The sequence below is a fragment of the Bacillus sp. SIMBA_008 genome, from assembly GCF_046535495.1.
Taxonomy (GTDB): Bacteria; Bacillota; Bacilli; order Bacillales; family Bacillaceae; genus Bacillus; species Bacillus subtilis.
This window is the reverse complement of record NZ_JAWRWL010000002.1, coordinates 792,408-819,279: the sequence shown is the minus strand read 5'-3', so window position 1 is coordinate 819,279 and position 26,872 is coordinate 792,408. Positions and strand designations below refer to the sequence as shown.

Sequence of the window (26,872 nt, the reverse complement as noted above, 5' to 3'; positions counted from 1 at the left end):
GCGTGTGTCCTATGAAAAAGCCTATGCAAGAACTTCAAATAATAAAGCCAGTCCGATTCCGCCGCCGCTTCCGATGGCTGCAACAGCATATTGACAGTCTGGCCGTCTTTTCGCTTCATAAAACAATCTGGTTACCAGAGCTGCACCTGATGCACCGTACGGATGGCCAAGAGCTAAGGCGCCGCCGCGCACATTGATTTTTGAAAAGGGAATGCCGAGTTCTTGCGAGCAGACACAAATTTTGACGGCAAAGGCTTCATTGATTTCAAATAAATCGATATCATCAGGTGTTACATCGTGTGTATGTAAGAGCTGACGAATCGCGACAACCGGTGCCGCGGGCGGAAAGTTGGGGTGAATGCCGCTGACAGCGCTGCCGATAAACCGAAGCACAGGCTTAAGTCCCAGGGCTGCTGCTTTTTCTTCTTCCATTACCAAAAGAGCGGCTGCTCCGTCTGCTATGCCACTGCTGTTGGCTGCTGTGACTGTTCCGGAGCTGGTGTCGAAAACCGGCTTTGCACGGGGAATAATCGCTTCTATTGGCCGCGTTTTCAAAAATGCTTCGTCCGTCTCCAATTCCCCGAGAGCAACAACTTCTTCACGGTAAAATCCTTCATCATGCGCGTTCCTGCTGCGTTGATGGCTGAGAAGCGCGTACTCATCCTGCATGCTTCTGCTGATGGAATAGCGTGCAGCCGTATATTCTGCCGCAATGCCCATGTCTGGATCGCCGATCGCATCTGGAGAAAAGCGAGCCCGTTCTGAAAAAGGGGATTGGCTGCTGCTTTCTGAGCCGCCCGCGATATACATCGTGCCGGCTCCCGCTTGAATAAGGCTGCAGGCATAGCGCACAGCTTCAAGGCCGGAGCCGCACTGTCTGTCAATTGTCATTCCGGGAACCGATAAAGGCAGTCCGGCTTGAAGGGCTGACAGTCTGGCCAGGTTGCCGCCTCTGCCAGTAGCGTTTCCGAGAATGACCTCGTCAACTTGATCCTCTAGCTTTCGGCTGAGACAGCGGATGATGGGAGCCGCCAAATCCTCCGGCAGGAAGGGCTTCAGCAGTCCGTTTTGATTTCCAAAGATCGTTCGTTTTGCATCAACAATAACCGCATTCATTTATACTGTACACTCTCTTCCAGCCATTTTTTCACTCTGGAACGGGCAATTTTTCCGCTGCTCGTTTCCGGCAAGCTGTCTGCAAACACCCATTTTTTCGGAATTTTATAGGAGGCTAATTTCTGTTTACACCAGGCTTTCAGTGTTCTGGCATTAGCGTTTCCAAGAATGACAGCTACAGCGATTTCTCCCCAATACTCGTCGGGAATGCCAACGACAGCCGCGCTTTCAACCTCTGGGCAGGCGAGAAGCACACGTTCAATTTCTTCTGGGAAAATATTTAATCCTCCGTACACGATCATCCCGTTTTCTCTTCCTGATATGTATAGAAAGCCCTCTTCATCAACGTAGCCCATATCATCTACTGTCATCCATTCATCTGGTGTGCTGCCGTTCACATAGCCGGAAAACCTCATCGGGCTTTTGACAAATATTTTTCCGATTTCTCCTGGCTGGCAGCGTTCTCCTCCAGCGTTGCGGATTTCGATCCGGACATTATGAAAAGGGCGGCCCGCTGAATGCGGCTTCCGTTTGCTGTCTTCCGGTGAAGAAAACGTCACAAAACTAAGCTCTGATGTGCCGTAAAAATCGTACAGCTTGAGATGAGGCCATGCAGCGGCAAGCTTCTTCTTGGATTCTGCCGGCCAGTCTGCGCCGGATGAAATGATTTTGACGGGACTGTCGGGAAAACCCTCAATCCTTGCGAGGGCGTCTGTCATCGTCGGTACGGTATAGAGAACACTGATGGATTCACGGCACAGCCATTCCTTCGCTTTGGCAGGAGAAAACTTTTTCAGCAAACAAACGGTTCCTCCGAGAAACAAAGTGCTGACAGCCCCATATAGGAAGTGAGAGGACATTAACGTCCCGGGAATCAATACCGTGTCATTTGATGAAATTGAAAAATCTGTTTCTGTACAGGTAAAGCTCTCTATCCATGAGCGGTGAGATCGCGTAAAGGCCTTCGGTTTTCCTGTCGAGCCCGACGTAAATCCCATATAAAAAGGGTGCTCCGGATCAATGGTAGGCAAGGGATCAGCGGTTGCTTCAGAAATATCTGCCATACAGTTATCCAGCAAAACAACAGGTATCTGGCTATCTGTCAGTTTGTTTTTAAAAAAGGCTAAAGTAACCACAAGATCCGCATTGCTTATGGACAGCCGCTCCTTACATTCAGCCGGGCTCCAGCGTGTGTCGATGGGAATGGCTGTGCATCCAGCCGCTGCGGCTCCGGCAAACAGCTGTAAAAACGCCAGACTATTTGGGAGCAGGATCGCCACACGATTCGGCATGCTCGGCTGTGACCGCAGCCAATTTGCGGTTTGAGAGACAAGCCGATCCCAATCATGGTACGTGATTTGCTCCGATTCAGTCTGGATCGCTACACGGCCGGGCGATGTTTCGGCAGTAGATGAATAGGTATGAGTAATTGTCATGTAGTGTCATCCTCCTTTTGTAAACATCGTATCAGAAAGAGACAAGGCTTGAGTGATTTTTATCGCCAGAAATGCAGATACAGCCGCTTTTATCAAATCACCAGGCACATATGCAAGGCTCATGAAGGCGGCCTGTGACAAATCAATATGCATGATAAAAGCTTGTACCGGTATACCAAGCAGATAAATAAAGATGATGCCGAATACGATATGAGTGAAAAAGAGACGCAATACTGTCACCTTCCGCAGCCTGTTAGCGGCTAAACTGATCAGCCATGAAGCGAGGGGATAAGCAATCAAAAAGCCTGCGCTCGGTCCGAAAAACACACCAAAACCGCCTCGTCCGCCGGGCAGCAGCGGCGCTCCGAAGGCGACGAGCAGCAAAAAGACAAGCTGGCTTAAGAAAGCAGACTTTGGCCTGAGGATGCTGCCTGCCAACATGACACCAAGCGTTTGCAATGTAATCGGAACAGGTGTAAAGGATAAGAAGAGAGGGGGCATAAAGCCGAGCACTGCCATCAGCGCGGTGAAAATCGCAATATGCATCATGTCGATTAATTTCAGCATGTGAAATCCTCCAAACAGTAATCAAATATGGTTATACAATAAATGCAGGTAATTATTATGTCAACTGATTTTTAATTTAAGTTTACATAATGAACGCAAAAAAACCGGCCGTATCGCAGACCGGTTTTTGATGGTTATTCTTCTGTCAGGATGACAAGCGAATCAACGGAAGCGGCCACATGGGAAACGGCGCGGCTGACTTCCTGAAGCCCTCCAAGAAAGGCTTGCAGATCGACGTCGATTTTGCCTGATTGCTCTTTGCTGATTTTCATGCTGTGGACGATTTCATCGAATAAGCGGTTAATTTGCGTCATTTTTTCTTTACTTTCGCTGACTAGCTCATTCACGTCTTTGATATGCTTGGATACAATGTTGATTTGTGTATTCGTATTGTTCACAAGCTCAGAAACAGTAGAGACGGTTTTTTTCGTATCCTCAGAAAGCTTCCGCACTTCATTTGCCACGACAGCAAAGCCTTTGCCGTGTTCTCCAGCGCGGGCGGATTCAATAGATGCATTGAGCGAGAGAAGGTTTGTTTGTTCAGCTATGCCTGTGACGATGCCGAAGATTTTTTCAATTTGCTGCGCGATTTCATCCAGCTTGACCATTTCTTTTTCGATTTGGACAAGGCTTGTGTCAATTTTGTTCATCTGTTTTTGCTGGACTTCTAGCTCTTTTTTTCCGCCGATCGACTTTTCTTCAACAGTGCTGGATGTTACAGTGCCGGCTTTGGATGCTTGAGAAATGCCTTCAGATTTGTCCACAAGCTCTTGAACTGATCTGCTTGTTTCTGAAAACAGATTGGCAATCGATCCAGAGGTTTCTTGAATTTTCTGATGAAGAAGGTTTTTCTTTTCTTCTTGTTCATCACGGATTTGGTTGTACTCGCTTTGAAACGCTTCAAGGACAAGCTGCTGTTCTAAGTTCAAGATTTTTGTTGTTGCTTTAATGGCTTTTAGCAGTTCTTGCTGATTTGTAATGGATGCTTCATAAATGTCAATCATTGACAAAAGAAGCTCTTGAAACGCACCCATATACCATTTTGGCAAAAGGCCGATTCTTAAATGGATGGAGGCGATTCGGTTACGCTTTTCAATGAATTCATCATCGATAACGCCTGCAAACATTTCCTGAATATGCCGTTTTAACGTTTGTTTTAAGCGGTCAACTGAGCTGTGATCATTAATGATATCCATCAATGAGCTTTCATGGTCAAGGTTTTTATAAAACGCATCAACGATATTTACGATATTTTCTTGAATGAGTGGCTGAAGCTGCTCTAACACGTAAAGCTCAGCATCTCCCAACCTGACCATTTTGAGCTGTTTTTTGACATCTGCATGTTTGTTTGTGAGCTGAATGCGGTTTTTTTGCTGTCCGTTTGAATCTGAAAAGTAAGCTGTTTCTTGTTTTCTGTCTTTTTTAAATAACAATACAATGATCCCCCTTGGGAAAAATATAATTTTTACTTTTTGGCTTTTTAAGCCTTTTTCTTTTTTATCGGCCAAGGGAAACATGAATGAAGCTGCAGATGAAAAATATTTGAAAAACCGTTCATTAAAATGAACGGTTTAATCGAGATCTATTTGTTTTAATGGTTTAATGGCCGGACCCTCTACAACTTCGCCAGATGGCTTAAAGCGTGACCCGTGGCACGGACAATCCCACGTATGCTCACTGTCGTTCCACTCGACCTCGCAGCCTAAATGGGTACAAGTCGTATCAACGAGATGGAGGCAGCCTGTCTCATCCCGAAATGCTCCCGCTCGCCTGCCGTTTATGGTGACGGCTTTCCCTTCTCCTGGCGAAATGTCTTCAAATTGGACATCAGGCTTTTCAAGCTTTCCTTTAATCAAATGCTTGACGACATCGGCATTGTAGGAAATCACTTTCTGCAACCCGGGATTCAGATGGAAACGGGACGGAGTGAAAATGCTTTCGTATGGATTGTCTTTTTTCTCTACAAGGTCTGACAATAGAGTGGCTGCGACTGCTGAGGACGTCATGCCCCATTTTTTGAACCCGGTCGCTACTAGAATATTGTCCTCATTTTCCGACATCGGCCCGATAAACGGGATTTTGTCGATCGTCACTAGATCTTGTGTGGACCAATAATATGGAATGCTTTCGATGCCGATTGTGCTTTCGGCCAGTTGTCTCAGTGTTTCATAATGTGTAGACATGGCTTTTCCCTGGCCTGTTTTATGGCTTACTCCGCTGAAGAGAATCAGCTTTTCACCGTTTACAACCGTATAGCGGAGCGCCACTGACGGCTGATCGATACTCAAATACATGCCCTCGGGATACTCGATCTTCGGCTTGATGGCAAGGACATAAGATCTGTCGGAGTACATTCTCGCAGCATATAATCCGCCTCCGTCATAAAAAGGGAAGTGGGAACAGCATATGATAAAGCTGCTCTTAATGGCGTGCCGGCTTTTTGTTACCACTTCGGGCCTTTCGCCTTTTTTGATATCAAGCGCAACGGTCTCTTCATAAATTCGGCCGCCTTTTTGAACAATTTGCTCCAGAAGCGCTTTTAAGTATTGCAGCGGATGAAATTGAGCTTGATTCTTCATGACAAGCGCCAGCTTAGAACCTAAGGGAATTGGAAGATCCTTGATAAGGTCTCTTTCAATTCCGAGCTTTGTGTATGCCTCATGCTCGGTGCGGATTTTTTGAACAGCGTTTTCATTTGCCGTATAAAGATATGCGTCTTGCTCGATCCATTCACAATCAATTTGATGTTCATCCACAATGCCTTTTATGTAATCAATTGCGTTTTGGTTTGCTTCATAATAAAGCCTCGCATGGTTTAATCCGAAATGGCGGATAAATTCGTCGTATATCATGTCATGCTGTGCGGTAACTTTAGCAGTTGTATGCGCAGTGGTTCCGTTAAGAACCTGATTTGCTTCAATCAAAACGACACGGAAGCCTCTCTTCGTAAGTTCATATGCCGTTGTGATTCCCGTAATCCCGCCTCCGATAATGGTGACGTCACATTCAGTGTCCTCTTGAAGCGCAGGAAAAGAAGGCAGGTCAGTTGATGTTTTCCAGTATGTTTCAGGTGCTTCCTTTGCAAAATGTTGATTAGCCAAGCCGTTATACCTCCAATCAGATTTATTCTTAATTTTTCCATATTCTATCTTTTCATACATAGGAAGCAGGCATTGTTCATAACATAATAAGGTTGAAAAGGAGTGATTTCATTGGCGAATCAAAAAAAGAAAACATTACCGCCTCAGCACCAGAACCAGCAGCCTGGTTTTGAATATCTGATGGACCCGCGTCCGGTTTTTGATAAGCCGAAGAAAGCGAAAAAATTAGAGGGCAAAACCGCTATTATTACTGGAGGAGACAGCGGGATTGGACGCGCTGTCTCGGTGTTATTCGCAAAAGAAGGGGCTAATGTGGTCATTGTGTATTTGAATGAACATCAGGACGCCGAGGAAACAAAGCAGTATGTAGAAAAGGAAGGGGTAAAATGCCTGCTGATTGCAGGAGATGTCGGGGATGAAGCGTTTTGCAATGATGTGGTCGGGCAGGCAAGCCAAGTGTTTCCATCCATTGATATATTGGTTAACAATGCAGCTGAGCAGCATGTCCAGCCCAGCATTGAAAAAATCACCAGCCACCAGCTGATCAGAACCTTCCAAACAAACATTTTTTCCATGTTTTACTTAACAAAGGCAGTGCTGCCTCATTTAAAGAAAGGGAGCTCTATTATTAATACCGCTTCAATTACCGCCTATAAAGGCAATAAAACGCTGATCGATTATTCAGCGACAAAAGGCGCGATCGTTACGTTTACAAGGTCCCTTTCCCAGTCGCTTGTTCAGCAGGGCATACGGGTCAATGCAGTGGCACCGGGTCCCATTTGGACACCGCTTATCCCGGCCAGCTTTGCCGCAAAAGACGTGGAAGTGTTTGGTTCAGACGTGCCGATGGAACGCCCGGGACAGCCGGTCGAAGTGGCGCCAAGCTATCTATACCTTGCCAGCGACGATTCCACATACGTCACAGGGCAGACGATTCACGTCAATGGCGGAACAATTGTGAACGGATAATAAAAAGCCAATCCTTGAAGGATTGGCTTATTCGCTCTGCTTGAGCGCTGCATATTCTTTAGAGAGCGTAAGAAACGCATCTTTATCTTTTTCGTCCAAGGCTTTGTTAATTTGGTCCGTCAGCATGGCAAGCCGACGGTTATACAAGGATTCATCGAGCACCATTTGAATGTAAATATCCGTCATTGTGACATCGAATTCTTTTGTTTTTTGCGTGTTGCGGGACTTCATGAGCTCAGTGTACGATTTTTTCTCTTTCATAAAGAATCCCCCCAATGCCTTTTTTATAGTATATGGATAACGGTCGAAAAAATCAATAAATTTTTATAATTTTTAGACAACTAATACTTGGCAATCTATCGACATATCCTGCAAAATGCCGTAAACCGGCAAGTCTTATGAAAGTAAAATCGGTTTATTACTAGTCATTTAGTACCATTAAATATCATTAAAAGATGATTTTATCTTAAATGTTAAAAAAACCTGTCGTTTTATAAAAACAGATGATAGATTATTAGTATAAATTTTGCAGAAAAAGGATGGAGGCCATAATATGAGTCAGAAAACAGACGCACCTTTAGAATCGTATGAAGTGAACGGCGCAACAATTGCCGTGCTGCCAGAAGAAATAGACGGCAAAATCTGTTCCAAAATTATTGAAAAAGATTGCGTGTTTTATGTAAACATGAAGCCGCTGCAAATTGTCGACAGAAGCTGCCGATTTTTTGGATCAAGCTATGCGGGAAGAAAAGCAGGAACTTATGAAGTGACAAAAATTTCACACAAGCCGCCGATCATGGTGGACCCTTCGAACCAAATCTTTTTATTCCCTACACTTTCTTCGACAAGACCCCAATGCGGCTGGATTTCCCATGTGCATGTAAAAGAATTCAAAGCGACTGAATTCGACGATACGGAAGTGACGTTTTCCAATGGGAAAACGATGGAGCTGCCGATCTCTTATAATTCGTTCGAGAACCAGGTATACCGAACAGCGTGGCTCAGAACCAAATTCCAAGACAGAATCGACCACCGCGTGCCGAAAAGACAGGAATTTATGCTGTACCCGAAAGAAGAGCGGACGAAGATGATTTATGATTTTATTTTGCGTGAGCTCGGGGAACGGTATTAGAAAAATAGGAAGGAGCTGACCGAACAGGGCAGCTCCTTTCATAAAGCTATGCCGTCGGAATTCCTCCGGTGATGCCATATACCTGAGATGTCACATAGCTTGAATTCTCTGAAGCTAGAAATACATAAACATCGGCCAATTCCACTGGCTGCCCAGCGCGATTTAATGGAGCTGGCGGCGTGCCTTGTCCGAATTTCGGGATGTTTTCCGTCGGCTGTCCGCCGGAAATTTGCAGCGGTGTCCAAATTGGTCCGGGCGCAACTGAATTTACTCTGATGCCTTTGGAAGCAAGCTGTTTTCCCAGTCCGACGGTAAAGCCGATAATGGCGTTTTTCGTTGCTGCGTAATCTAACAGCATCGGGCTTGGATTATAGCCTTCAACTGAGGTAGTTGTGATAATTGAAGCTCCCTCCGGCAAATACGGAAGCGCCGCTTTTACAACCCAGTAAAGGGAAAAGACGTTCACTTCAAATGTTTTATAGATTTGTTCAGTAGGCAGATCTTCGATGTTTTCGACCGCTTGCTGTTTGCCTGCAACGAGCGCTAGCACATCAAGTCCGCCGAGTTCGTGATGCGACTGTTTGACTAGATCTTGGCAAAAGGATTCGTCGCTCAAGTCTCCGGGGATCAGCACTGCTTTTCGGCCTTCTGCTTCAATCAGCTCTTTTACCTCTTCAGCATCTGGCTGTTCCTCGGGCAAGTAGTTAATAGCCACATCGGCACCTTCTCTGGCGTAAGCAATTGCGGCAGCGCGGCCGATACCGGAATCGCCGCCCGTGACAAGCGCTTTTCGACCCGTTAGTTTACCTGATCCTTTGTAGCTTTTTTCTCCGCAATCAGGGACAGGCTTCATGTTCTTTTGCAGGCCTGGCGGTTCTTGATATTGTTCGGGAAATTCATCATGAAAAAATGCTTTTATAGGATTCGTAAGATTTGAATCAGACATCAGCAACGCTCCTTTTCTGTTTGGTGTACATTCGTATGTGTACCCCTGAGCATAAGCAGAAAAACATGTTTTGGCAGTATGAATAGTGAAGGAAAAAGAAAACAAGAAAAAACAAAGCCTTCTTCCATATTTATCTTGTCAAATAAGACTATATGAATTATGATAAATTCGAGCTATAAATCAACTAAATATTGGGTGTTGGGAGAGTGAATCGTCATGAAAAAAGCGGCGGCGGTTTTGCTGTCACTCGGTCTCGTTTTCGGTTTTTCATACGGAGCTGGCCATGTGGCGGAAGCCAAAACAAAGGTGAAGGTCTATAAGAACTGCAAGGAGCTAAACAAAGTATACAAAGGCGGAGTGGCCCGCACATCGAAGGTGAAAAACAAAGGCGGAAAAACGAAGTACAAGCCTTACGTTTCTAAGGCACTTTACGATGCCAATAAAAACAAAGACCGCGATAAAGATCTTATCGCCTGTGAACGGTAAATAAGAAAAAGCAATCTGGTGTCCAGATTGCTTTTTTTATGCTTAGGCCGCCTGATCGGCCGCAGCGCTTTTCGCCTTCCTTGTCATAAGGCTGACTGCCATCATGACCGTGATATTCAAAAGCAGGGCGACGATGCCGACATTCAAGTCTTTTGCGGCTTGCGGCAGAGCCGGAAATAAAGTGCCGATCGTCGTTTCCGTCATTGTAATATAAGTAACTGCTCCGACACCTGCAATAATGCCGGCGAAAGCTCCTTGCTTTGTCACCATATTATGCTTGAGCAGGCTGAACAAAAGGGCGGGGAATAGCTGTGTGACAAGGCTGTAGCCCATCAAAAGCAGCGTAACGATGGTATTCCCGCCTTTGAAGGTAAAATACACCGAAATCAGCGCAATCACCGGCACTAAAAACTTAGCAAGCGCCGATACTTGCTGTTCTGTCGTGCGGGGCGCGATTACCTTGTACACATTTTTTGCAAACAGTGTGGAGGCGGACATTAAGATCATAGACCCTGGCACAAGTGCTGTCAGCAGTCCGGCAGCACCGATAATTCCGACAAACCAAGGGTCAAATGCTTGCAGAGACAGTCTCAAAAGCGACAAATCCCCGTCTGCGCCATTCAGATCTGGAACTTGCAGGATAGCCGCAAAGCCGACGAAAAGGACGAAGAGCAGGACCAGCTGGTACAAAGGCATGATGATGGCGTTTTTACGAAACACTTTTGGGTTTTCGGCTGAATACGAAGCGGAAAACGTGTGAGGCCACATGTAAAAACCAAGCGCTGTCAAGAGTACGGTTGAACTGAACCAGGCCACACTTTGTCCCGATTCGGGGAGCGTAAGAAAGCCAGGCTTTGCCGTTTCAATCTGCTGAAACATGTCTTGAAATCCGCCGTAGTAATGAATTGGCAAATACACACCTAAAAACAGAACGACAACCAGAATCATGATGTCCTTCACAACCGATATCCAGGCAGACCCGTGAATGCCTGAAACCATAACATAAACCGTGATGGAAACAGCGCCGATCCAGATGGCAGCGGTCGGGGTGATTTTGCCGTACGAGGTTTCCGATACAATCAGCCCGAGGCCTTTCAGCTGCAGTACAAGATAGGGAATGAGTGCGGCGATGCCGACCAGTGAAACGAGAATGCCAAGCAGCGGACTGTTGTATTTTTTTGTGAAAAAATCAGACTGCGACATCAGTTTATGCTGTTTCGCGTACGTCCAAACTGCTGGAAGAAGCCAGTAAGAAAGGATGTAGGCCAGACATCCGTAGGCGATGATATAAAAGGCTGGACCGCCTTTTCCGTAGGCCCAGCCGCTGCCGCCGAGAAACGTAAAAGTAGTATAAATTTCGCCTGCCATCAAAAGGAAGACGAAAACAGTTCCGAAGCCGCGCCCTCCGACCGTCCACTGCTCCAGGTTCATGTCTTTTCCTTTTTGGGCGCGTATACCGAGAAAAATACTCAAGAGCAGGACACCGAAGATGATGATGAGAGCTGCATTCATTCTGCTTCCTCCTTTTTATTTTCCTTGTCGAGGACATACACAATCGCCATCAGCGCAGAGGTCAAAAGAGCCCACATCACAATATAGGCAAGAATAAACGGCATGCCGAACACATAGGGGGTCACCTTATTTGCAAAAGGGATGCCGAGTAAGATTCCGATAAAGGGTAAAGCGGCAAGAACGTGAATCAGTTTCATAGAATCCTCCTTCTATTTAGGATTGAGGTGTACAAGCCTAAGCGTACTGAAAATGATGTCGCAGATATCGCAGCACATGTCATTTTTTGGAGTGAAAGGCTGTGGTTCGAATTATAAATAAATTTATTTTGTTTGTATAGTGTGAATTGTCTGAAATTAATGCTCTGAATCGCCCGAAGAGGGAACGGGCAGTATGATTCAAAAGGCTCAGAGTCTGTCTGGGGCAAATAGATAGTATGTTAATAATTCGCTGACCTGCTCACGGATTCGCGGATTAAAATAGCGATGGTTTTCTTCATAACCGTCGATGACAAATGTATAGAGTGTAAAGGCCTCATCGCGTTCCGTCTCGCGGATTGCAATTTTTCTTTTCCTCAGTTCTTTTCTGACCTCCATCAAATCCTTTTGTGCTATTTTTAATGATTCGCTGATAAGCTGTTTATAAGGATGCTTCAATTTTAATGTGCTTTCTTCAATTCCGGCGAGATCACGGTTAAAAATCGTAATGGCCATGGGCAAAAAGAGAGCCCGTTCAATTAAATCGTATATTTCCTCCTGCAGATTTGGCATATTGACTCCTTCTTTCTAAGGGAACGTTTGTTCTATTTGTATTCTATATCGGCTGGTGAAATGTTTCAAGACAGAAAAAATCACCAAAACTTTTTAGTTTTCTGCTGATAATGTGTAGAATAAGGATAGACAAACCCGGTAAGGAGTATAAATGTTGGAGCATTTTTTATCCTATTTGACACAAGAACATTTAACTGAATTATTTCAAAGCTATAGGGCTTTCGGTCCGCTCATTGCTGTGCTGCTGCCTTTAATTGAAGCATTTCTCCCGTTTTTGCCGCTGATCGTGTTTGTGGTGGCGAATACGAACTCGTTTGGCTTGTGGGAAGGATTCATCCTATCCTGGGCGGGATCAACTGCTGGTTCCATTCTCGTCTTTTTGATTGTCCGTCAATACGGACAGAGAAAATTGCTTGGATTTATCCGCAGTCATCCGTCTGTCAGAAAGCTGATGTTATGGGTGGAAAGACACGGCTTCGGTCCCATGTTTCTTCTGCTTTGTTTTCCATTTACACCGTCAGCCGCGGTGAATGTTGTTGCCGGTTTGTCAAGGATCGGAACGCGGCCGTTTATTTTGGCGGCAGCCTCGGGGAAGCTTGTCATGATTTTTATGATCAGCTTCATCGGATATGATCTGCACGCGCTGATTACACAGCCGATTCGAACGGTCATCGCCGTATTGGTGATCACTCTCTTATGGTATGTCGGCAAAAAGGTGGAGCGGTATCTGCATGTAAGAGCCAGTCAGCGTGAGCATGATGGAGGGAGACAGTAACATGAAAAAACGGTTTTGGTTTCTTGCCGGTGTAGTGTCCGTTGTTCTCGCCATTCAGGTTAAAAATGCTGTCTTTATTGATTACAAGGTAGAAGGCGTCAGTATGAACCCGACCTTCCAGGAAGGAAACGAATTGTTGGTCAATAAATTTTCGCATCGATTTAAAACCATCCATCGCTTTGACATCGTCCTTTTTAAAGGCCCTGATCATAAAGTGCTGATTAAACGGGTAATCGGCTTGCCCGGTGAAACGATCAAATATAAAGATGATCAGCTGTATGTGAACGGAAAGCAGGTTGCTGAGCCATTTTTGAAGCATTTGAAATCTGTTTCTGCCGGCAGCCATGTAACGGGTGATTTTTCTTTGAAAGATGTGACGGGAACAAGCAAGGTGCCGAAAGGAAAATATTTTGTCGTTGGAGATAATCGCATATACAGCTTCGACAGCCGGCATTTTGGTCCGATAAGAGAAAAAAATATTGTCGGTGTGATTTCTGATGCCGAATAAAAAGACGCTAATTGAAGAGGCGTCTTTTTGTATGCCGTTTGGAAAAATGTGTTGAAGAAAAATTTGTAAGGAGATATAATCAAAATTGTTACCTATGTAACAAAATTTATATATTTTTTGATTAGAGGGCCGTTTTTATTGGTTTTTGTTCGTTTTTCATGAAACAAAAGGAGTGGTGAATGATGATGAAATATGAAGCAGTGATTATAGGAGGAGGGCCGGTCGGATTTATGCTGGCTTCTGAGCTTGCGATGGCCGGAGTGGGAACATGTGTGATTGAACGGCTTGAAAAACCTGTTCCGCATTCCAAGGCATTGACGCTGCATCCCCGAACGCTGGAGCTCCTTGAGATGAGAGGGATTTTAGAGCGGTTCGTATCCAAGGGAAGCAAGATACCTTCCGGACATTTTTCAATGCTGGATACCCGTCTGGATTTTTCAGGCTTGGATACGAGCTGTCCTTACACGCTTTTGCTCCCGCAGTCAAAAACAGAAAAGCTTCTTGAAGATCATGCACGAAGCCTGGGAACAGAGGTGTTTCGGGGTGCCGAGGCGCTGGCGGTTACGCAAAACGGGGAAGCGGTCCAAACGATTTTTAAGGATCGGGACGGCAGTGTACGGACGATCACAAGCAAGTTTGCCGTTGGGGCAGATGGCGCCGGAAGTACCGTCCGGAAACAGGCAAAAATTGAGTTTCCGGGAACAGACAGCACTGTCACCGCTGCGCTTGGGGATGTGGTGCTCCTTTCTCCGCCGCCGTCAGGCGTGCTGTCCCTTTGCACAAAAGAGGGCGGTGTTATGATTGTTCCGTTATCTCCAGACCGATACCGTGTCGTTGTGATCAGCCCTTATCGCACGCAAACGCCGAAAGATGTGCCTGTGACTGAGGAAGAGCTGAAAGCTGACCTCCTGCGAATTTGCGGAACTGACTTTGGTTTAAGCAACCCTTCGTGGATGTCGCGGTTCGGGAACGCCGCGCGCCAAGCGAAACGGTATCGGGACGGCAGAATCTTTCTTGCGGGTGATGCCGCGCATATTCATTTTCCGGCGGGCGGGCAAGGACTGAATGTCGGTCTTCAGGATGCAATGAACCTTGGGTGGAAACTGGCGGCGGCCATCAAAGGCTCTGCGCCTTCATGGCTTTTGGACAGCTACCATGACGAGCGGCATCCGGCAGCGGAAGGGCTCCTCAGAAACACGGAGGCACAGACAAAGCTGATCGATTTCACTCAAGCAGGCCTCCATTTGCGAAGCATGATGTCGGAGCTGCTGGCCTTCCCTGATGTGAATCGATATGTAGCAGGGCAAATTTCTGCACTCGATGTCAGATATGAAGCTGATCGTACCATGCCGCCGAATCGTTTGAACGGGGCACGGCTCCCTGACATGAAGCTGATTCTTTCCGACGGCAGTTCGGAATGGCTGTACAGCTTTTTCCAAAACGGGTCATTCGTTTTGCTGTCATTGAGGCAGGAAGCTGATGAGCATATCGAAGTGAAAGGCTTACGTACGGTAACCGCCTCGCTTGCAGAACCGAATGAAAAGTTGCGGGATGTGCATACCATATTGGTTCGTCCCGATGGACATGTAGCCTGGGCGGTGGATGCATCAGCGCCCGATTGTGCCGAGGTGATTCAAAAAGGGATCAGCCGCTGGTTTTCCGTCACCAGCCGAATATAATTCAATTCGATTGTTTCATCTGTAACAAAACGGTATGATAGAAGAAACAATCGAATGAAAAAGGATGGAAAACCCGATGAACACAGATCATACGAAACGCAATCTTTTTGAATTGTATGCGGAGCTCATTCATCAGCAGGAGAAATGGGAGGGGCTTATTAAAGCCTTTTTATCTGACGAATTGGGGAAGCTGGATGTAGAGCACGGGAGTAAATCTCAATTGACGATGACAGAAATTCATGTTCTATCCTGTGTCGGGGACAATGAACCAATTAATGTCACGTCGATAGCAGAAAAAATGAATACGACAAAAGCGACTGTATCACGCATCAGCACAAAATTGCTCGGCGCAGGATTCCTTCACAGAACACAGCTCAGCGATAATAAAAAGGAGGTCTACTTCCGATTGACGCCTGCTGGAAAAAAGCTGCACAGTTTGCACAAATATTATCATCAGAAGGCTGAACAGCGTTTTCTGTCATTTTTTGACCGCTATACCGAGGAAGAGATTCTTTTTGCGGAACGGCTGTTTCGGGATCTGGTGACAAAATGGTATCCGTCGTCAGAAGAAATTGAAGGGGGGCTTCCTAGCATTTTTAAATAAAAAACACGCACTGCGGTGCGTGTTTTTCGCTTTGTTTCTATCTTTTTCAAGGCTGTAACGTAAATCAGATTTCCTCTTGAAGAATGAAATTCAAGATGTTCAGGAATTTGCACTGCTTATACGATATGTCTATTAGTATCTTTATTTTATACGTTTTCTACTGTGTTTTTGATGCTTTGTTTTCAAGTGAAATAGGGTCTTCTGTTTTAGTTCTCCTAATCTTTACAGAAATACCTACTAGAATGACCGCCATAGTTGTAAATATTCCCATGGTTAATAAGATCGTATCCTGGTTTAAACTCCATCCAATTAAGAAAGAGATGATCGCTCCTCCGAAACTTGCCGAGGCAATAAATAAACTTGTAACTTCGTCAACGTACTTCTGAATAATGATTGATGCTAGTGTTAAAGCAATGGGAAATATCCCCGCTATACTTAGGCCAATCAAAAATGTACCACTCAATTGAAGTATTGGGTTACTTATATAAGAGAAGGCAATCAACAAAACAATTAAACAACTACAGCTAAAAAGAAGGTATTTGGAAAAATCAAGCCTTCTACTTACGAAACCAATCAATATTCTTCCTATGATGATCCCTACCCAGAAAAAGGAGACACTTATAAGACTAATTTGTTCATTGTCTTGGTTTATCATGATTGAAGGTAAAAAGTTGGCAAAATTTGTTTCGATTCCAGCATATAGGAAAGCAAAAAATACAAAAAAGCCTAATTGCTTTGATTTTTTTCTATCTCCTATAAAGTATTGAAATGCTCCTCCATCTGAAAAGGTCACTTGTTGGTTGGCATTCTTAGCGTACTTTCGGTTCTTGGACAAGAAAATTAACCACCCTACAAATAGGACGAATAAAAAGGTGAATATACAGTAATACGGTAAAAACCAGTTATTGATATCTATGAAGGAATTAATTAATAATGGGAAAGATAAAGCGCCTAATCCAAAGAGAACTTCCAGCTTACTCATTTTTTCTGCATTACTTTCGAAATTAGCAATAACAAACGAACCAACTGTCGTTTCTAATGTGCCTGCCCCATATCCTAAGAGAAAAGCCATTACAATAATATAATACCAATCCTTGGTTAGAAAAAAGATACTTAACGCTACAAGCATTATTGTCAAAGCTAAAGTAAGTGTCCTAAAATGACTGTATTTCTTAATCATTAACGGTGCGATTAATACTCCGCTCAGAAATCCGGTAAACTGAAAGAAGATTATGACCGAAATATCATCTGTTGTCTTGTTAAAAGCCTCTAATAGAAATGGTGTCAAACTCCCTGTTGATATATGGATAATACCTACTGTAAAAAAGAAAGCATATCCAAATAAATATGTCCCTCTTAACATTCATTACACCCCTATATGAAAAAGCAGGAAAGTAAATTCCTGCTTTTTTAGTAACTTCTCTCTTTGAAATACTAGTTGACTGCTGAAACAGACCTTGGTTGAGAGTTGCTGTCTTTCTCAAAGAACATTTCTAACACTTCCTGAGATCTAAAACCATCACTAAAAGAAGGGATCTCAACCCAATCATTCTGAGTTGATGCAATCCAATTGATTAACTCGCTTCTAAAAGAATCAGCCCATCCATAAAACTCGTTTGGCGGATCGTTTAATAGGCTTTGCGGTACTGGGCAGTCTACCACGTTCAAGCCATCTATGAGCTTGTAAACGTGAGGATTACCTGTGTGGTATTTAAACTCTTTTTTGTGTCCAACTACCTCAATGCTAAAACCACAGTCTTCAGGTACAGAACATTTTGATGTGATGATATTTACAAATACCTTGTTCTTCAGCTGGCCATAAATTTCTGCATAGTCATCTACAAGTACCTGTTTATCCTCTTTTGTTTTTACATTTGTGTTCATCTTTGCCCTTACTGATTCTGTGATGAAATCACTCTCGAACAAATACCATACCATGTCAATAAGGTGAATACCCAGATCCCCCAATGACCCGCTGGTTTTCTTACTATTAGCGTCATCTCTCCAAGTAAACTTCTTACGTCTAAGTGCACTATTTTTCTTGAAGTGTACTTTTATGGACAGTATGTTACCTAGTTCATTATTGATAATTAAGCTTTTTAAGATATTTACGTAAGATAAATATCTATAATTAAATCCCATACTGGCTCTTACGCTCAACCTTTCAGCGGTATCTTTCATTATGCTTGCTTCTTCAAGAGAAATAGCCATAGGCTTTTCACACAATACATGCTTATGTTTTCCTAATGCTTGCAAAGCATATTCTTTATGGCAAAAGTTTGGTGATGCTACAATTAAACCTTCTGAGGCATCAATTAGTTCATCTGCGTTTTCAAATGACTTCCCGCCGAAAGTTTTCACAAAGCTTTCCGCATTTTGTTGATTTATGTCATATACCCCTACTAACTCTGCATTTTTTATTGTAGATAAAGCAGTTGCATGCGCTCTTGCAATACCACCTGCACCTATGATTCCTATCTTCTTCATTTTTATTTCCTCCTCATGATCCAATTAATTTTTTTAAGGTATTAGTAATTCCTTTTGAGTACTCACTATCAGTTATAAGGTTGTGCAAGTTTTTGGCTTCCTGTGTTGCATTTTTTAGCAGATATCCATTCCCTACTGTCTGTAACATACGAACATCATTTCCACTATCCCCAAATGCGATAGCTCTTTCGGTATTTAGGTTGTATTTCTCTAACATAAACGTTACAATTTCATTCTTTCCTGTCCCTGTGGGGATAAAATCTACATCATAGCTGTCTTCTGGATCGCCTGCTAAGGGATTACACCGATTTATATTTACTGAAACGCCATATTCCTCGCAGATTTTTTCAATTGCTAATAGGTTTTTCTTGTCGTTTATTTCATCTTGTTCCTGATAGTAGAAGTTATGCTTATACCGTGACTTTCCTAATTGAGTTTGAGGATTCAAAAGAATGTTATGATTTTCATGTAGCTGTTTCACAAGTTTTTCAACCTTTTCTTTACTAAACCCTTCATTAATGCGACTGTTCCACTTGTTATCTTGCTGACCGAAGTTATGCTCTGAAAAGTACGTAATTTCAGTTCCAAGATCACTAGCTATAAAATGCGGAAAATATCTAAATTTTCCTCTTCCCATTTTATCGAGAATAGATTCTATACTGCTCCCAGTAACCCATCCGATTATTAGCTTCCCATCTTTACTTTTTTGTTCTAGATAGTCTTCGAGTTCATAGATGTCTTGTTGCTTTTGTTCGTCGATTGTATGCGGAAAATACGTTTCATCAAAATCACAAAAAACAATATACTGAGGATGTTCAACCGTGGATAACGTTTTATACTCCGATTTCTTGCTTAATAACATGAAACAGTCCCTCCATTACTCTGTCTTGTTCTTCTAAAGTAAATGACGGATATAAAGGCAAATGCAGTACCTGACTATGAGCCTTTTCCGTATGAACCAATTGGAGTCCTGCATACTTGTCCTGTACTAAAGGAGTTTTTTGCATATGAGACAGTATTGGATAATATACATCTGTTTGAACACCAAAATCTTCATTTAATTTAGTCATGATATCTGCCCGATCTTCTGTTCTTACCTTAATAGGAAACAGATGCCATACATGATCTTCACTTAATTCTGGTAATTCAATATAGCCTTTATTCTGCAACTCTGCTAATTGGGTAATGTATCTATCCGCCAAGAACAATCTTTTGAAGTTGTTTAATGAAAGGTACTTCATTCTCTCTAAACCAATTGCTGCCTGTAAATTGTCCATTTTTGAATTAAATCCAAAATTGATGACTTTCTTATTTTTTACATTTACTTCAAAACCGTGATAACTAAATTGAATGCATTTTTTAGCGAGTTCTTCATTATCAGTTGCTATTGCCCCAGCCTTGCCACATACACCAAAATTCTTATAGGGATTAAAACTTAATGTAGTGATGTCTGCATACTTTCCTAAGTCTGTCAGTCCAATTCCTTGGCAGGCATCTTCAATTACTTTCAATTTATAACGATTTGCGATTTGACGAATATGCTGCATGTCTGAATGTTTTCCGTATAAATGCACAGGTAGAATAAACTTTGTATAAGGAGTTATTGCTTCTTCAATTTTGTCAGGATCGATGCAGAATGTTTGTGGGTTAATATCTACATAGATAGGAACGCCTCCCAAAGCTAACACAGCATTTTCAGTAGCTGAAAAGCTATTAGCCGGCATGATAACTTCATCCCCTGGGTTTAATCCTAAAGCCAATAAACCTATCATAATAGCATCGGTTCCACTGCTGGTTGCAATTACATACCTTTTATGTAAATATGTAGATAAAACTTTTTCGAATTGCTCTAAATAGGAACCACTCGTAAATTTTCCAGTTGGCAAAACTTCAGTTAATGTATTTAAGATATCTTCCACTTCATCATTGGTTATTAATCTGTCTACAGGCAAAAAAGGGACTTTACTGATTTCACGATTTTTTTGATAGTTGAAAAGATCATGTTCAATATCTATCTTTTCTTTTAATACTTGTTTCCACCGCTCGTTTACAATACTGTCTTCAATAACAAGTTCTTTTCCTTGTACGTCACCTTTTAAGTGTTTTAATAGTGACATGTTTTCTTTGCTTTTACCTGAAATCTTAACCTGTTTTTGCATGAACAGTACCTCCAATGATTTTATAATCTAAAAATTTATTACAAATTTATCCTAGTTTCTGAAATCGGTAACATGTCAACAACTTTTTTAAGGAAGGGAAAATATGCCTACAATTGATGAAATAGCAAAATTATGCAATGTGTCTAAAACCACAGTGTCAAGAGTATTGAATAATCATCCTTATGTGTCGAAAGAAAAAAGAGATATGATCTTAAAGGCTATTAACGAACTTGACTACACTCCCAATTATTTAGCTCGGAATTTTAGGAGAAATAAGACACAAACGATAGCTTTATCGGTTCCGAGTATCGACCATCCATTTTTTGCTCAATTAATAAAAGGGGTCTCTCATGAAGCACTGTTTAAGAATTACAAGGTAATTGTATTTCAGACCTTTTATGACAAACAGACGGAGCTAGAATTACTAGAGTTATTGAAGCATAAAGAAGTGGATGGCATTATTCTTGGGACTTTAGAAAATGAATGGGATCAGATATCCCCTTTCTTAAAGTATGGTCCTATCTTATTATGTAATGAATATCATCACTCAGCGGACATCACGATAATTGGGTATGATGAATTTGAAGCCGCATACATGGGGGTAGTACATTTAATTGAAAGAGGGCATGATAAAATTGGGTTTTGTTTTGATACTCCATATAGCGAAGCTCAATGTCAGAGGAAAGAGGGTTACTTGAAAGCTTTACAAGATTACAATTTACATCATAGAAGCGAATGGATATTCGGCGAAATGTTTAATATCGAGGATGGCTTTCGTGTTTTTCATAAGATAAAGGATCTAAAGGACAGACCCTCAGCAATATTTACAGGAAATGATCAAGTCGCCGCAGGGATTATTAAACAGGCGATGAAAAATGGCTTTAAAGTTCCAGAAGACTTAGCTGTAATTGGTTTTGACAACCAATTGATCTGCCAAGTCGTTACTCCGACCATAACAACAATTGATATCCCCGTAATAGAATTAGGCCAACAGGCTGTGTTGAAAATCATCGAGTCCATTTCGGGTAATGCCACTTTAAACAGAAGAATTATTAAACTGCCAACAAAGCTTATTATAAGAGAATCAACGTAACGATAGATTTCCCTTTATCATTTTATATCTTTATATAAGAAAAAGAGGTTATTCATTTTAACCTCTTTTTCAATCGTAAGTCGTCAATTATTTCTTTCATTTCACCCTCTGGCAGCACTCACTTCAAACCTGATCCATTAACAACGAAATATCCGCTTATATTTCCCCATCTCGATGGTTTGCGAATTAAAAGTTCTTGAACCTTTTTTTCAACTAGGCACTACTGCCGCTGATTGAGCTCTTTTTGTCTTTTTTTTCACCATGAAGATGGTGAAGCAGACGATAAAACGGCGGCAGCAGGGCAATAACCAGAATGACGCGAATGACCTGAACCGCAACGACAAAGGTGGAATCAGCGTGTAAGGTAACTGACGTCGTCGCCATCTCTGCAATCCCGCCGGGCGCAAATGCCAGAACAGAAGTGATGAGCGAAATTCCTGTCAGCTCGGAAACGATCACGGCGCTCAAAAACATTGCTGCGATTAAACCGACGGACGAGACAAACCCGACGATGATAATACGGGTGACGCCGGCAAACATGCTTTTGTACATCTTAGAGCCGATCGTTGCCCCGAGAAATACTTGTGATACATGGTTAGCTTGTGACGGCCACCATGCCGTCATGTCGTGCCCTGTCACCGCAGCTCCGCCAACATGTACAATTGCTACACCGAGCATGCTGCCGAGCAGCCATGGAGCTGGAAATTTTAAAAATTTCGCAGCTTTGCAAGCTCCCCAGGCAGCGAGAATAAGAATGACGGTCCACAAAACGGGAGCGAGCCTAAAATCTGTCGTTGCAGAAGAAATCGTCTCTGCTGCGGCACTTGCGGTACGATCTTGTTTTGTATAGATCAGAATGACTAAAAACGGAATGGAAAGCACCACGAGCAGCACACGCATCATTTGAACGAGGCTGACTATAGCGGTATTGGCGCCTACTTCCTGTGCGATGCTCGGCATGGCTGAAAGCCCGCCGGGAGCGGTGCCGACAAAGCTAGTCATCATATCCGTTTTGCTGAAACGCCAAAGCACATATCCTGACAGCATGGCCAGCAGGATAGACAATATCAGCATAACGCCGACTGAAAACCAATGGTCTTTGAGAACAGAGAGAACGGATAAATTCAGCTTTTGGCCCAATTCGATGCCGAGGATCATCTGCCCGAGGGCGAGCCATCGTCGGTTAATTCCTTTTTGGTCTGGTGCCATCATCAGCCATGCCGGCCGTATCATGGCGAGGCAGCAGGCGACAATCAGTGTTCCGATCATCCATCCAATTGATATTCCGGTTAATGAAAGAATAAACCCCCCGGCTGCACTGATTGCGATAAACCATAGATCTTTGAGGAGATTTTCGTCTTTCTTCAATGTAAAACCCTTCTTCCTTTTTCACGTAACACTCCAATTGTTCACGTAGTGAATGTATTTATTACTATAGTATATTTTTGTTGATAAAGAAATTATGAATTATTTTCTATAAGCGATTCACTTTTCTTATGACCTTGTGTTCGAGCTTTCTATTGTGTAAGTCAGAGATAAACCCGCTGTCAGCAGACACACGGCAAGAGCGTAAAAAATCACTTCTCCGCCAAATGATGTCAGGATCAGCCCGCCTGCCAGCGGTCCGATTGAGCGGGATATATCCCAATGCAGACCATAGACAGCATAAAACCGGCCCAGCAAATGAGGCGGCGCCAATTTTGATATGAAGGTCTGGATGTGGGTTAGCCCGATGCTTTCGCCAACCGTCATCACCGCTGCCGTCACTAAAAGCATTGTCAGGGAGGTTGAGCATGCAAAACCGGCAGCCGCAAGGGTGTAGCAAATATAAGTAATGAAGAGGATCGTTTTCATTGAAAGCTTTTCGGTCCCTTTGACAAGAGGTACTTGGAGAACACAGCTGAATAAAGCTTTTGCTGCTGAATAGATGGTCAGCATGGACAGATAATCAGAAAACATGTTTTTGCTGAACAGTCTGTATGTTGTTTCTGTTTGTGCATATAACATGCTGATGGGGAGAGAGAGCAGCAAAAGAAGCAGGACAGGCCTGTATATTGTAAAGCTCGCGGACATTTTCGGGGTAACAGCTGGGTGTAGCGGCTTTGTCTCAGGCAGTTTCAGTGCAGCGATCAGAAAGTAGATAAACAATGCTGCAGCATCTAATGCGAATATCCACACGGGGTTATGATTGTACAGCAGCATCCCCACTAGCGGTCCTGCCGTCAGACCCGTCGAATAGATCGCATTGATGACCGCAAACACTTCCGAACGTCTGCTTTCCGGCGTGCTTTCAGCGATTTGGGCGCGGGAAGCGGGAATGTACAACGATCTTCCGATGCCATTCATGACATAGAGAATAGCGAAAACATACGCATGCTCAGCAAATACAAACCCTGTCATTGCCGCTGATTGAAGAAGCAATGCGGTCAAAATCGCTGTGCGCCGCCCAAGCCGGTCCGTCACCCGTCCTGCAGCGAGCGTCAGGAAAATATCAGCAAATGGCTGAAGGCTGATGATCAGCATTGGCATCATGATACTGCCGTTTAATTGTTCATGCAGATACAGCACCATAAAAGGTCCCATCATTGCACCTGTCAGGCTTGTCAGCAATTCGCCGAAAAAGCGGAGCCGAACGGGAGCGGTATATCTCGATTTTATAGAGTGAAAACTGGTCAACATGTGATCGCCGCCTTTCGCTGTTTGATATAGTAGTAGTGTATAGAAGGGGCGGCGGCCCAAAAAGTGAAGAAAAGAAGAGATAAAAGTTCCCCTTTTGTCGGGAGGTGCGGGGATTGAAGCTGATAGAGCACTACGTGGCGCTTGTAAAAACAGGCTGCGCCGAGTATGGGCAAATGAACGAAATGACGCTCACTGAGATTGCCGACTGTTTATTTTGTACAGAAAGAAATGCAAAGCTCATTTTACATAAGCTGGAGAACAGCAATTGGATTATCCGGGAAAGCGGGGCGGGGCGCGGCCGCAAATCTAAAATCGCGTTTCTTCGGAGGCCTGAGGAACTGCTTCTTCAAACTGCAAAGGAATATACCATGTCAGGAAAGCTTAAAAAGGCAAAGGAGCTGCTTCAGCAGTATCAGTCCGCGTTTCCAGGGCTTCAAAACGAATATAACATGTGGCTATCAGAGGTATTCGGATTTGTGACGGAGACAGGCGAGAATGGGGCGAAGGATGTCCTGCGGCTGTTCATCACGCCTGAATCTGTCAGCAGTTTGGATCCATGCCAAATATTTTTGCGGTCTGAGGGCCATTTCGTCAAACAGATATTTGATACACTCTTCACGTTTGATTCGGATATGCAGGAGCCGAAGCCTCATTTGGTTCATGGATGGGAAGAGGTCGGAAAAAAACAATGGAGATTTTTTCTTCGAAAAGGTGTGTCATTTCATAATGGACAGCCGCTGACATCGCGGGACGTTGCGTTTACATTTCAGCGCTTTTTGGAACTGGCTGACAACCCGTATAAATGGCTTCTGCACGGAGTGAAACAAGTCTTAGAAAAGGGCCCTTATTGTGTGGAGCTCATACTCGATAAGCCGAATGCGCTTTTGCCGTATGCTCTTTGTGATGAACGGCTGTCCATACTGCCGGCAGAACAGGGCGGCGGGAAAAATGGAACAGGGCCTTTTCAGATGAATCAGCAACATAGCGGGATGCTTGTGCTTGAAGCCAATGAGCGCTACTTCAAGGGACGCCCCTATTTGGATCGCGTTGAGTTTGTGTTTTCTGAGCAAGCCGGAGAGATGAACGGTTTTACCATTCAAGAAAAACAAACATGTCCTGAGCAGCAAACTGTCTTTGATGAGCGGCATGTTCAGTATTTGTCGCTTAATCTGAAAAAGAAGGGGCCTCTTCAGCACCGAAGCTTTAGAAAAGCGCTCCGGCTGCTGATTTCCTCTGAACGGCTCGTTCGTGAAGCGGGAGGGCACCGAAGAATTCCGGTTACGTCCTTTTTGCATCCGAGTCCTTTTGAGTGGGAGGGCGTTTCGCCATCTGAATTGTTGAAAAAAAGCGGATACGAGGGCGAAACAATCGTGCTTTATACCTTTTCGGAAACGGATCATCGTGAGGACGCCGAATGGATTCAAAATATTTGCGCCCAGCACGGTATCAGGCTTACACTTCAATTCTGTGATGCTGCTGATCTGCGACGGCCGGAAATCGTGCAGATGGCGGATATCATTCATGACAGTGCGACGTTTTATCAAGACAGCGAGTTTGGTTTTCTGCATTTGCTGCTGTCGGAGAACAGTTTCTTGTATCAGCATCTATCTGAAAAGCTGACACAGATTTGCTCAGGAATGACAGAGCGGATGTTTTCCATGCCTGACCGCTGTTCGAGAATCAACATCCTGCGTGACATTGACCGGCAGATGATACAGGAGCTGAACGCGATCCCGCTGTATCAAAATGTGCTCCAGGTGACATCAAGTAAAAATGTAAAAGGCCTGGTGCTTGATGAAGAGGGATGGATTGATTTGTACTCCGTATGGCTGTCCAAATAAAAAGAGGGTTCTTTTTTGAACCCTCTTTTTTACGCTGCCATGCTGCGGCATTGTTCAGCACAGGTGAAGCAGGCTTTCGCACATGCTTGGCAATGATCATGATCGTGCTTTCCGCATTCAGTGCCGCATGCTTCACAAATATCGGCGCAAAGTGCACAAATTTCTTTCATAAACGGGCTGTCCGTTTGCATGGCTTTGACCGCCAGCGCGCAAATATCCGCGCATTCCCTGTCAAGCCGGATGCATCCGCTGAGATGATGCTGCACGCTTTCTTCCAAGCATTTAGTGAAACAATGATTGCAAGCCTTCATGCAATCGATGCAAGCCTCAATACAAGCCTCAGAATATTGCTCCATGGTTGATTCCCCCTGTATGACAGTATATGGTTTTATGTTTCACGGCTGCATTTGAAAAAAACAGGGGAGTGTGTTTTTAGCTAAGGGGATATGTACATATACCCTGAATGGGTATATCTAACGTTCCATCAGATAGTATAGGAACCAGACAGCGTGATTTTGTTCATCACGTGCTGCGCGCGTAAAGACGCCTTTCGCTTTTAAGTTTGACGTTTCCTCGGCCGCACGCAAGTAAAAGTCGACGGTTTCTTGTTCATCTTTAAAAGCGGCGTCCAGTCCTCTTGTGAAATTGTCCGGGCATTCTTCCGTTTGTTTCGGCATGATGTGTTTGCCGGTAATTGAACCATACAGTGTGGAAAATTCACGGAGGTGGCGAATCTCGTCACGCCTGATTTCTTCAATCTGTTTTCTGACCTCATCGCTGTGGGCGAGTTCGGCAAGCTTGCGGTAGCATTGAATAGCACTGAATTCTCCGTTGATGGCCTTCTGCAAATTCCGAATCAAAACAGGATCTTCCCGGTATGGCACCGGATAGGGATAGTAGCTGTAATGCAAGGGGATTCAACTCCATTCTTAGGAATTGGGCTTCTGTAAAAGTATATGTTGGGCAGGGAGAGATGTGCGGAGATAATCAGCTTTTTATATGTGAAAAGGCCGTT

26 protein-coding genes and 2 pseudogenes are annotated in these 26,872 nt (G+C 43.8%); 9 read left to right on the top strand and 19 right to left on the bottom strand.

Annotated elements, in window-relative coordinates:
- Positions 1-21: 21 nt before the first annotated feature.
- The 6 genes and pseudogenes from SB658_RS09730 to SB658_RS09705 form a co-directional block, all read right to left on the bottom strand.
- Positions 22-1,116 (bottom strand): acetyl-CoA C-acyltransferase, encoded by a 1,095-nt coding sequence (locus SB658_RS09730; protein ID WP_003233154.1) that lies wholly within the window; start codon positions 1,114-1,116, stop codon positions 22-24.
- Complete coding sequence (locus SB658_RS09725; protein WP_003233153.1) at positions 1,113-2,552, bottom strand: acyl-CoA synthetase; 1,440 nt, start codon at positions 2,550-2,552, stop codon at positions 1,113-1,115. Before SB658_RS09725 ends, SB658_RS09730 begins: the two co-directional genes overlap by 4 nt.
- A 6-nt stretch (positions 2,553-2,558) precedes the next feature.
- Positions 2,559-3,119 (bottom strand): biotin transporter BioY, encoded by a 561-nt coding sequence (locus SB658_RS09720; RefSeq protein ID WP_003233151.1) that lies wholly within the window; start codon positions 3,117-3,119, stop codon positions 2,559-2,561.
- Positions 3,120-3,253: 134 nt separating this feature from the next.
- Positions 3,254-3,769: a methyl-accepting chemotaxis protein gene (locus SB658_RS09715; RefSeq protein WP_326255844.1), complete on the bottom strand. Its 516-nt coding sequence runs from the start codon at positions 3,767-3,769 to the stop codon at positions 3,254-3,256.
- 240 nt (positions 3,770-4,009) lie between these two features.
- A pseudogene (locus SB658_RS09710) lies at positions 4,010-4,636 on the bottom strand (protoglobin domain-containing protein); the annotation flags it as partial.
- A 54-nt stretch (positions 4,637-4,690) separates the two neighbouring features.
- Positions 4,691-6,220, bottom strand: a complete 1,530-nt coding sequence (locus tag SB658_RS09705) for an FAD-dependent oxidoreductase (protein ID WP_015715629.1) — start codon at positions 6,218-6,220, stop codon at positions 4,691-4,693.
- A gap of 111 nt (positions 6,221-6,331) precedes the next feature.
- On the opposite strand from SB658_RS09705, the gene SB658_RS09700 reads away from it, so the two are divergent.
- Positions 6,332-7,189, top strand: coding sequence for an SDR family oxidoreductase (locus tag SB658_RS09700; protein ID WP_003245662.1), 858 nt, complete (start codon positions 6,332-6,334; stop codon positions 7,187-7,189).
- Between the two features lie 27 nt (positions 7,190-7,216).
- On the opposite strand, the gene SB658_RS09695 is transcribed toward SB658_RS09700, so the two are convergent.
- The gene (locus SB658_RS09695; RefSeq protein WP_003233142.1) at positions 7,217-7,450 is read right to left on the bottom strand and encodes an IDEAL domain-containing protein; all 234 of its coding nucleotides are present in this window, start codon (positions 7,448-7,450) and stop codon (positions 7,217-7,219) included.
- 292 nt (positions 7,451-7,742) lie between these two features.
- Here SB658_RS09695 and comK point away from each other — a divergent pair, with 292 nt between their 5' ends.
- A complete protein-coding gene (gene comK / locus SB658_RS09690; protein WP_003245329.1) occupies positions 7,743-8,321 on the top strand; it encodes a competence transcription factor ComK in 579 nt (192 codons plus the stop codon).
- A 46-nt stretch (positions 8,322-8,367) separates the two neighbouring features.
- Here the strand turns inward: comK and SB658_RS09685 are convergent, their stop codons facing one another.
- Entirely contained in the window at positions 8,368-9,267 is a 900-nt protein-coding gene (locus SB658_RS09685; protein WP_003245421.1) for an SDR family oxidoreductase, read from the bottom strand.
- Between the two features lie 216 nt (positions 9,268-9,483).
- Here SB658_RS09685 and SB658_RS09680 point away from each other — a divergent pair, with 216 nt between their 5' ends.
- Positions 9,484-9,753, top strand: a complete 270-nt coding sequence (locus tag SB658_RS09680) for an excalibur calcium-binding domain-containing protein (protein WP_003233136.1) — start codon at positions 9,484-9,486, stop codon at positions 9,751-9,753.
- A gap of 42 nt (positions 9,754-9,795) precedes the next feature.
- On the opposite strand, the gene SB658_RS09675 is transcribed toward SB658_RS09680, so the two are convergent.
- The 3 genes from SB658_RS09675 to SB658_RS09665 form a co-directional block, all read right to left on the bottom strand.
- The gene (locus tag SB658_RS09675; RefSeq protein ID WP_003233134.1) at positions 9,796-11,265 is read right to left on the bottom strand and encodes a sodium:solute symporter family protein; all 1,470 of its coding nucleotides are present in this window, start codon (positions 11,263-11,265) and stop codon (positions 9,796-9,798) included.
- Positions 11,262-11,462, bottom strand: coding sequence for a DUF3311 domain-containing protein (locus SB658_RS09670; protein WP_003224377.1), 201 nt, complete (start codon positions 11,460-11,462; stop codon positions 11,262-11,264). Before SB658_RS09670 ends, SB658_RS09675 begins: the two co-directional genes overlap by 4 nt.
- Before the next feature lie 207 nt (positions 11,463-11,669).
- Entirely contained in the window at positions 11,670-12,032 is a 363-nt protein-coding gene (locus SB658_RS09665; RefSeq protein WP_003233132.1) for a YhjD family protein, read from the bottom strand.
- Between the two features lie 151 nt (positions 12,033-12,183).
- On the opposite strand from SB658_RS09665, the gene SB658_RS09660 reads away from it, so the two are divergent.
- The 4 genes from SB658_RS09660 to SB658_RS09645 all read left to right on the top strand — a co-directional run bounded on the left by SB658_RS09660 (position 12,184) and on the right by SB658_RS09645 (position 15,598).
- On the top strand, positions 12,184-12,807 hold the full coding sequence (locus SB658_RS09660) for a TVP38/TMEM64 family protein (RefSeq protein WP_003233130.1): 624 nt from the start codon (positions 12,184-12,186) through the stop codon (positions 12,805-12,807).
- Position 12,808: 1 nt separating this feature from the next.
- A complete protein-coding gene (gene lepB, locus SB658_RS09655; RefSeq protein ID WP_003233128.1) occupies positions 12,809-13,315 on the top strand; it encodes a signal peptidase I in 507 nt (168 codons plus the stop codon).
- A gap of 179 nt (positions 13,316-13,494) precedes the next feature.
- Entirely contained in the window at positions 13,495-14,994 is a 1,500-nt protein-coding gene (locus tag SB658_RS09650) for a monooxygenase (RefSeq protein ID WP_003233126.1), read from the top strand.
- Positions 14,995-15,070: 76 nt separating this feature from the next.
- Complete coding sequence (locus SB658_RS09645; protein WP_015715632.1) at positions 15,071-15,598, top strand: MarR family transcriptional regulator; 528 nt, start codon at positions 15,071-15,073, stop codon at positions 15,596-15,598.
- 157 nt (positions 15,599-15,755) lie between these two features.
- Here the strand turns inward: SB658_RS09645 and glcP are convergent, their stop codons facing one another.
- From glcP to ntdA, 4 genes are all read right to left on the bottom strand, one after another.
- Positions 15,756-16,961 (bottom strand): glucose/mannose transporter GlcP, encoded by a 1,206-nt coding sequence (gene glcP, locus SB658_RS09640; protein ID WP_003233122.1) that lies wholly within the window; start codon positions 16,959-16,961, stop codon positions 15,756-15,758.
- 71 nt (positions 16,962-17,032) lie between these two features.
- Positions 17,033-18,085, bottom strand: coding sequence for a glucose-6-phosphate 3-dehydrogenase NdtC (gene ntdC / locus SB658_RS09635; protein WP_003233120.1), 1,053 nt, complete (start codon positions 18,083-18,085; stop codon positions 17,033-17,035).
- A gap of 13 nt (positions 18,086-18,098) precedes the next feature.
- Positions 18,099-18,947: a kanosamine-6-phosphate phosphatase gene (ntdB, locus tag SB658_RS09630; RefSeq protein WP_003233118.1), complete on the bottom strand. Its 849-nt coding sequence runs from the start codon at positions 18,945-18,947 to the stop codon at positions 18,099-18,101.
- Complete coding sequence (gene ntdA, locus SB658_RS09625) at positions 18,919-20,244, bottom strand: 3-dehydro-glucose-6-phosphate--glutamate transaminase (protein ID WP_003233116.1); 1,326 nt, start codon at positions 20,242-20,244, stop codon at positions 18,919-18,921. The genes ntdB and ntdA overlap by 29 nt, the downstream gene beginning before the upstream one ends.
- A 103-nt stretch (positions 20,245-20,347) precedes the next feature.
- Between ntdA and ntdR the strand changes: the two genes are divergently transcribed.
- Positions 20,348-21,337 carry an NTD biosynthesis operon transcriptional regulator NtdR gene (ntdR, locus tag SB658_RS09620; RefSeq protein WP_003233114.1) on the top strand — a complete coding sequence of 330 codons (990 nt, stop codon included), beginning with the start codon at positions 20,348-20,350 and terminating at the stop codon, positions 21,335-21,337.
- A gap of 213 nt (positions 21,338-21,550) precedes the next feature.
- Here the strand turns inward: ntdR and SB658_RS09615 are convergent, their stop codons facing one another.
- Together SB658_RS09615 and SB658_RS09610 are read right to left on the bottom strand one after the other, a co-directional pair.
- Positions 21,551-22,705, bottom strand: coding sequence for an AbrB family transcriptional regulator (locus SB658_RS09615; RefSeq protein ID WP_003233112.1), 1,155 nt, complete (start codon positions 22,703-22,705; stop codon positions 21,551-21,553).
- A gap of 106 nt (positions 22,706-22,811) precedes the next feature.
- Positions 22,812-24,016 (bottom strand): annotated as a pseudogene (locus SB658_RS09610) (MDR family MFS transporter).
- Between the two features lie 113 nt (positions 24,017-24,129).
- Between SB658_RS09610 and SB658_RS09605 the strand changes: the two are divergent.
- Positions 24,130-25,857, top strand: a complete 1,728-nt coding sequence (locus SB658_RS09605) for an SgrR family transcriptional regulator (RefSeq protein ID WP_032677412.1) — start codon at positions 24,130-24,132, stop codon at positions 25,855-25,857.
- Positions 25,858-25,886: 29 nt separating this feature from the next.
- Here the strand turns inward: SB658_RS09605 and SB658_RS09600 are convergent, their stop codons facing one another.
- Both SB658_RS09600 and SB658_RS09595 read right to left on the bottom strand, forming a co-directional pair.
- The gene (locus tag SB658_RS09600; RefSeq protein WP_009966950.1) at positions 25,887-26,213 is read right to left on the bottom strand and encodes a four-helix bundle copper-binding protein; all 327 of its coding nucleotides are present in this window, start codon (positions 26,211-26,213) and stop codon (positions 25,887-25,889) included.
- A gap of 117 nt (positions 26,214-26,330) precedes the next feature.
- Entirely contained in the window at positions 26,331-26,768 is a 438-nt protein-coding gene (locus SB658_RS09595; protein WP_003245806.1) for a ferritin family protein, read from the bottom strand.
- Between the last annotated feature and the right edge of the window lie 104 nt (positions 26,769-26,872).

Excerpts from the sequence above, each read along its gene's own strand:
- SB658_RS09730 (WP_003233154.1), bottom strand. The coding sequence starts at position 1,116 with ATGAATGCGGTTATTGTTGATGCAAAACGAACGATCTTTGGAAATCAA.
- SB658_RS09725 (WP_003233153.1), bottom strand. The coding sequence starts at position 2,552 with ATGACAATTACTCATACCTATTCATCTACTGCCGAAACATCGCCCGGC.
- SB658_RS09720 (WP_003233151.1), bottom strand. The coding sequence starts at position 3,119 with ATGCTGAAATTAATCGACATGATGCATATTGCGATTTTCACCGCGCTG.
- SB658_RS09715 (WP_326255844.1), bottom strand. The coding sequence starts at position 3,769 with ATGAACAAAATTGACACAAGCCTTGTCCAAATCGAAAAAGAAATGGTC.
- SB658_RS09695 (WP_003233142.1), bottom strand. The coding sequence starts at position 7,450 with ATGAAAGAGAAAAAATCGTACACTGAGCTCATGAAGTCCCGCAACACG.
- comK (WP_003245329.1), top strand. The coding sequence starts at position 7,743 with ATGAGTCAGAAAACAGACGCACCTTTAGAATCGTATGAAGTGAACGGC.
- SB658_RS09685 (WP_003245421.1), bottom strand. The coding sequence starts at position 9,267 with ATGTCTGATTCAAATCTTACGAATCCTATAAAAGCATTTTTTCATGAT.
- SB658_RS09680 (WP_003233136.1), top strand. The coding sequence starts at position 9,484 with ATGAAAAAAGCGGCGGCGGTTTTGCTGTCACTCGGTCTCGTTTTCGGT.
- SB658_RS09675 (WP_003233134.1), bottom strand. The coding sequence starts at position 11,265 with ATGAATGCAGCTCTCATCATCATCTTCGGTGTCCTGCTCTTGAGTATT.
- SB658_RS09670 (WP_003224377.1), bottom strand. The coding sequence starts at position 11,462 with ATGAAACTGATTCACGTTCTTGCCGCTTTACCCTTTATCGGAATCTTA.
- SB658_RS09665 (WP_003233132.1), bottom strand. The coding sequence starts at position 12,032 with ATGCCAAATCTGCAGGAGGAAATATACGATTTAATTGAACGGGCTCTC.
- SB658_RS09660 (WP_003233130.1), top strand. The coding sequence starts at position 12,184 with ATGTTGGAGCATTTTTTATCCTATTTGACACAAGAACATTTAACTGAA.
- lepB (WP_003233128.1), top strand. The coding sequence starts at position 12,809 with ATGAAAAAACGGTTTTGGTTTCTTGCCGGTGTAGTGTCCGTTGTTCTC.
- SB658_RS09650 (WP_003233126.1), top strand. The coding sequence starts at position 13,495 with ATGATGATGAAATATGAAGCAGTGATTATAGGAGGAGGGCCGGTCGGA.
- SB658_RS09645 (WP_015715632.1), top strand. The coding sequence starts at position 15,071 with ATGAACACAGATCATACGAAACGCAATCTTTTTGAATTGTATGCGGAG.
- glcP (WP_003233122.1), bottom strand. The coding sequence starts at position 16,961 with ATGTTAAGAGGGACATATTTATTTGGATATGCTTTCTTTTTTACAGTA.
- ntdC (WP_003233120.1), bottom strand. The coding sequence starts at position 18,085 with ATGAAGAAGATAGGAATCATAGGTGCAGGTGGTATTGCAAGAGCGCAT.
- ntdB (WP_003233118.1), bottom strand. The coding sequence starts at position 18,947 with ATGTTATTAAGCAAGAAATCGGAGTATAAAACGTTATCCACGGTTGAA.
- ntdA (WP_003233116.1), bottom strand. The coding sequence starts at position 20,244 with ATGCAAAAACAGGTTAAGATTTCAGGTAAAAGCAAAGAAAACATGTCA.
- ntdR (WP_003233114.1), top strand. The coding sequence starts at position 20,348 with ATGCCTACAATTGATGAAATAGCAAAATTATGCAATGTGTCTAAAACC.
- SB658_RS09600 (WP_009966950.1), bottom strand. The coding sequence starts at position 26,213 with ATGGAGCAATATTCTGAGGCTTGTATTGAGGCTTGCATCGATTGCATG.